At 59.7% G+C, this 4,727-nt stretch carries 5 protein-coding genes; 3 read left to right on the top strand and 2 right to left on the bottom strand.

The window, feature by feature from the left end:
• From ACYP5B_RS49675 to ACYP5B_RS49665, 3 genes are all read left to right on the top strand, one after another.
• The coding region (locus ACYP5B_RS49675) for an IS4 family transposase (protein ID WP_459574818.1) at nucleotides 1-1,322 on the top strand (1,322 nt) is incomplete at its 5' end.
• Nucleotides 1,323-1,838: 516 nt separating this feature from the next.
• The gene (locus ACYP5B_RS49670; RefSeq protein WP_459574816.1) at nucleotides 1,839-2,276 is read left to right on the top strand and encodes a hypothetical protein; all 438 of its coding nucleotides are present in this window, start codon (nucleotides 1,839-1,841) and stop codon (nucleotides 2,274-2,276) included.
• Between the two features lie 966 nt (nucleotides 2,277-3,242).
• The gene (locus ACYP5B_RS49665) at nucleotides 3,243-3,581 is read left to right on the top strand and encodes an H-NS family nucleoid-associated regulatory protein (RefSeq protein ID WP_459574850.1); all 339 of its coding nucleotides are present in this window, start codon (nucleotides 3,243-3,245) and stop codon (nucleotides 3,579-3,581) included.
• Nucleotides 3,582-3,767: 186 nt separating this feature from the next.
• Here the strand turns inward: ACYP5B_RS49665 and ACYP5B_RS49660 are convergent, their stop codons facing one another.
• The gene (locus ACYP5B_RS49660; RefSeq protein ID WP_459574815.1) at nucleotides 3,768-4,043 is read right to left on the bottom strand and encodes a ProQ/FINO family protein; all 276 of its coding nucleotides are present in this window, start codon (nucleotides 4,041-4,043) and stop codon (nucleotides 3,768-3,770) included.
• Nucleotides 4,044-4,344: 301 nt separating this feature from the next.
• A partial coding sequence (locus tag ACYP5B_RS49655) for a tyrosine-type recombinase/integrase (protein ID WP_459574813.1) occupies nucleotides 4,345-4,727 on the bottom strand: 383 nt, incomplete at its 5' end.

The following is a 4,727-nucleotide window of genomic DNA, read 5'->3' as shown; positions in this document are numbered from 1 at the left end:
CCGCCCTGCTTGCGCAGGCTTTTTGCGCAAGCAGGGCGGCGGCCAATAGAGGATCGTTTCTCGATCTTCGCTTGGCTCTCATGCTCCTGCCCAATTTGTTCGCTGCGCTTTCCCAATACCTGCATACCAAGGTCTTTCAAGACCATGCCCGCCATCCTGAATGTCCCGCCGCCTTCACCCGTCATCGCAAGCTCACCCTGCCCACCCTGATCGCCTTCATGCTCGGCAACTTGCGCATGGGCATGCAAGCCGAACTCGATCAATTCTTCGCCGCTCTCGCCCGCCACAACACCTTGCGCCGCTGCGTCAGTGAACAAGCTTTCGCCCAGGCTCGGAGCAAACTCAGCGGTGATATCTTTGCTCACCTCAATGACTGGCTGCTTGAGCACGTATCCAACCATTTGCCACGCTGGCATGGCTTCCGGCTGATCGCCGCGGATGCCTCACACCTGCGTTTTGCCATCCGCCACAGCCATCTCCCTCGAGCCGCCACCCGCGATCAACTCGCCTTCGGCCTGTACCTCCCCGGGGCCGAGATCATGCTCGCTGCTTCACTGCACAGCGTGCACGAGAACGAACGCCAGATCCTGTTCGAGCATCTGGACCGCCTGCAATCCGACGACTTACTCTTGCTCGACCGCGGTTACCCCGCCCGCTGGCTGGTGGCCGTGCTCAACGAACGAAAAATCCCTTTCTGCATGCGCGCCGACGGCAGCGGCTTTACCGCCGTGCGACACTTCGTCCGCTCTGGCCGCGACGAGGCCATCGTCACGCTCCCGGCTCCCGCCGGCAATGACGCGCGCGACTATGAGTGTGCGGCTACCCCGCAGACCGTCCGGCTGATCCGGCAGATCTCGCCCGCCGGTAAGGTGCGCGTGCTCATCACCAATCTGCTCGACAGGCACCGCTATCCGGCTGCCACCTTCCGCGATCTCTATCACCAGCGCTGGCGCCTCGAGGAGGCGTTTAAACGTCTCAAACACCGCATGGCACTCGAACACCTGTCCGGCCTCTCACAGTTGGCCGCCAGGCAGGACTTCGGTGCCAAAATCCTGAGCGACAACCTCCACGCCCTCTGCTGCCTTGGCGCCGCGCAGGAACATGACGTTGATCCGAACCATCGGATCAACCGCTCCTACGCCATCACCGCCCTCAAACCTGTCCTGTCAGCGGCGCTGCTCGGCTTGCGCTGGGCCAAGGCTGCTCTGAATGAGACCTTGTACTTGATTGCAACACGTACCCATCGCGTGCGACCGGATCGCGCTAAGCCACGTCCGCCTCGCCACAAACCTCATCGACATGCCGCCTACAAGGCTTGCTGAGGCTTAACTTGGGTGGATTGCCTTGCGCCCCCCCTGGCACCAGCCGAGTCTTTCTGTCCAAGGCGCTATGAATGCCTTGGGACAGCGGCGATGCGGCGGTGGCATTTGCCCGCTGCGGTCCTGTAGGCGATTCCTTGGAAAGGCACAGCTAGCGCTGATGTGCTTGATAAACTGCATTGTACTAGCTTCATGACGCTGGGTGGCGCATGTCGGAAATCGGCCATTCTCGGCCATCCGCTCTTACAGTTGCGGACGGCCGAGTTGGCGAGTCTCGGACGGCCATGCGGGCCTGAGTCAGCACCAGAAACTGTTCGGGCTGTGAGATCCACCGCCGGTTCCGCTGCGGACAAGAGAGGTCCCATTGGTCTGGAAACGAGGATCACCGCCGCGACAATGGTGAACCGCAAATGTGGCATCTTGGTGCGCAATCGCACCAACGCAATGGTGCCCTTGGATATCATATTGGCTAGGCTAGGCTTGGCTGCGTTTGTAACGCCTTGAGTTTGAAAGGAGGTGATGATGAACAAGATACAGGCGCTTTTTCTCATTGCGGCCCTGTCTGTCATGCCAATAGCTTCCGCGGGCGGATTATCAGACTCCGATGTTGGCACTTATGAGTACCTAGGCCAAAATCACGCTCCATCTGGCGTGCTTTACCGACTCTCTCGCTCCAGTGGGAAATGGGTGGCTTCCGGGAAGCTACCCGGAAAAGAGTGGAAGGACATCTCTTGCGATCCTGGCTGCGAGTACAGAAACAGCACGACAAAAGAGATTCAAAGCTACTTCCCTTCGGATTGGTTGGCCAACGCGGATATCGCTTGCATCCAGAATATTGCCCAGGCCTTCTGCCGGTTCTCACCTATCAAGGATCCAGGTAAAGTCGGTCACATGGTCATTGCTTTGGTGACAGGCAAACCAGCGCCGGTCATGGTCCGGCGCGTGGATGACCGGTAGTTGTACTGGTCCGCAATCCGGCTTGGAAATGCCGTCCGACGAGGAATTACCTAGCGCCCGTTTTCACTCAATCCGGCCATTGACCGAGGCATTGTGGAATGACTGAGAAGGGTCGGTTTCGGTCTCTGCCCGTGCCGGACGCTTAATGTTCCGTCGGAGTGCCGGCACCGGAGTCCAACGGATCCACATCCTGCTTCGTGTGGGTTTGCTCCACGGTCACGGGCTTCCCCTCCGAGCCATGCGTGGCGCGAGATAACAAAGCCGCAGTCATATGGTACCCAGGATTCAATGCATTCCCGCGCCTGGCCATGATCCATCTGAACGTTTGTTCGAAAAGCGAACAACTATTGTCGAGCCGGCGTGAGCCAGACTCGCTCACGCCGGCAACTCTCAACTGTTGGCGAGTCACAGCGGGTGCAGTCAGGGAAATACCGGATGCCTTTAATTTTCGCCGGAAGAGGGCTGGCGTGATAACCTGCAGGTGTGGCACGATAGCCGCCAAATGAGTCCTTCGCTGTAGTGCCGCATGCCGGTAACAGTATCGTGTGTGTCATCACTGAAAGAATCAAGTTACAGCAAACGTAGTGCCCCCCTTATGTAGGGGGCACTGATGCTGAGTCCTCACGAACTCGCGACGCTGATGCTGGTGAAGAACGCTATTGACACAGTCGAACTTGATCCCGCCGATTTTAATGCCTTGCTCGAACGGGAACTCGCAACCCGGGAGCGAGTCTCACCGGGACACCATCGTGCTCTGATTACAATTAATGGCCATGTTTTTCTCAAGGCTAGGCAGCGGGATGGGCGTGGTGGTCATTAGCGCGATCTTTAGTTTTAAAGGCAGCTTCGCGGTTGGAAGTTATCCTCATATTGCGTTCGGCCTATTGCCTTGAATTTCCCCCGGACCGCAGGCGGCAGCTCTTACCAGTATTCTCTTGCGGACAGAATCCGCTGCCATTTGATTTCATGAGAGCAATCCAATCAGTACCTAACGAGACATTCCCGCGTTCAAGTCGGGGCACAAACTCGGAGCCGCTGGGGGTGGGCCGTCTATTTGTATCTGGCAGCAGAGAGTCAGCGGACAAGCAAGCCGCGATCTTGTGGGTCCGAATGCAGATGGTCCGAAATAGCATTTCCTTCGACGACCTTATGCGTGCCGGGTGTTTTGCGGATGCTGCCAAACCGCAGGCAGTGCGCTACCGGAGTGCGGATGGTCGTGTTTGGGACGGTAAAGGCGAACTGCCAGATTGGCTGCAGAGGGCGGTGAATGCCGGGCAGAGCGTCGAGCATTTCCGAGTGAAATAGGTTTCTCGTACCCGCATTGGCAATTAGTGGGCGCCGTTAGAGCGGAAATAGTGATCGCTCAACAGCGACTGCCTTGCGCCGAACGCGGCGCGCCGCGAGCGTTCATCATCGTGACGACGCAGGCATGCGATGCGAGGTCGCGCTTCGTCGGGCGCACGACGAAGCGCTGTCGGCGCCACATTTCCATCACGGATTAGTTGGGCTTCGGGGCAGTCGCGGGTCGAGATTGCGCTCGCGCCGCACGACGGGCCTGCAGTTGCTGGGGCGCGGTCCGCATCGGCTTTTGAAACGTGTCCCGCCCGCTGACCCGCCAGATCCACGCGCGGCACCTTCCACAAGGCAGGTCCGGTAGCGGGTGCCGCGGCACCAGATGCGGATCGCATCGCGCAACACCGACTCCGTCAGGTCAAGTTCCTGCACGTGCGGGACGAGATCCTCAAAGATGCCGATCTTGAGCGGCACCTTACAGGATTCTTCGGAAAGGTTTGCGGGAAGCGCAGCTTCACGATCGTTTGCAGCACCGGATCGACGGGCTTAACGGGCCTGGCCGGGCTGGCTGAAACTGGGGTGCACATCGCGTCCTCGCCCGTGGCGTTTTAGCTACTTTTGCCAGTTGTTCCTTCAATGCCGCCAATTGTTCGAAGCCCATCGTGCCCAGACATTAGAAACAGAAGCCTCGTGCATAGCAATCCGTTATGATTCGCGTTGCCGCCCGCGCGGCGGCGTGGCACGGGCCAAATCAGGGCCAAGGCGGGTGCCCCGGTCACACTTCGCGCTTCCACCCGATCCGGTGACGTCCCTGCGTAGCTTCGTGCCGCGCATCGTCCTCGGTATGCAGGTAGGCGCTAGTGGTCGCAATGGACGCGTGCCCGAAATTGTCGCGCACAAAGCGCAGGTCCACCTGCTGGTCGGTCATGTGCGACCCCGCAGTATGGCGCAGCCAGTGCGCCGACGCGCTGGCCAGCACCGCGGCCCGGCTTTCCCAATCCGGTCCGCGCGCGTGCAGGCGCGCGGCCGCCAGCGCGAAGATCTCCTTGAGCACCAGGTGCAGCGCGCCGCGCGACAAGGGTTTTTCCTTGCCAATGATCGGCAGCACGATGGGGCGGTCCTCACCTGGCAATGGCATCGGCGGCAGGCCGTAGGCCT

Source organism: Cupriavidus sp. 8B (assembly GCF_054589115.1).
Note: the sequence above shows the minus strand (reverse complement) of the source record. Positions and strands in the feature narration are given on the sequence as shown.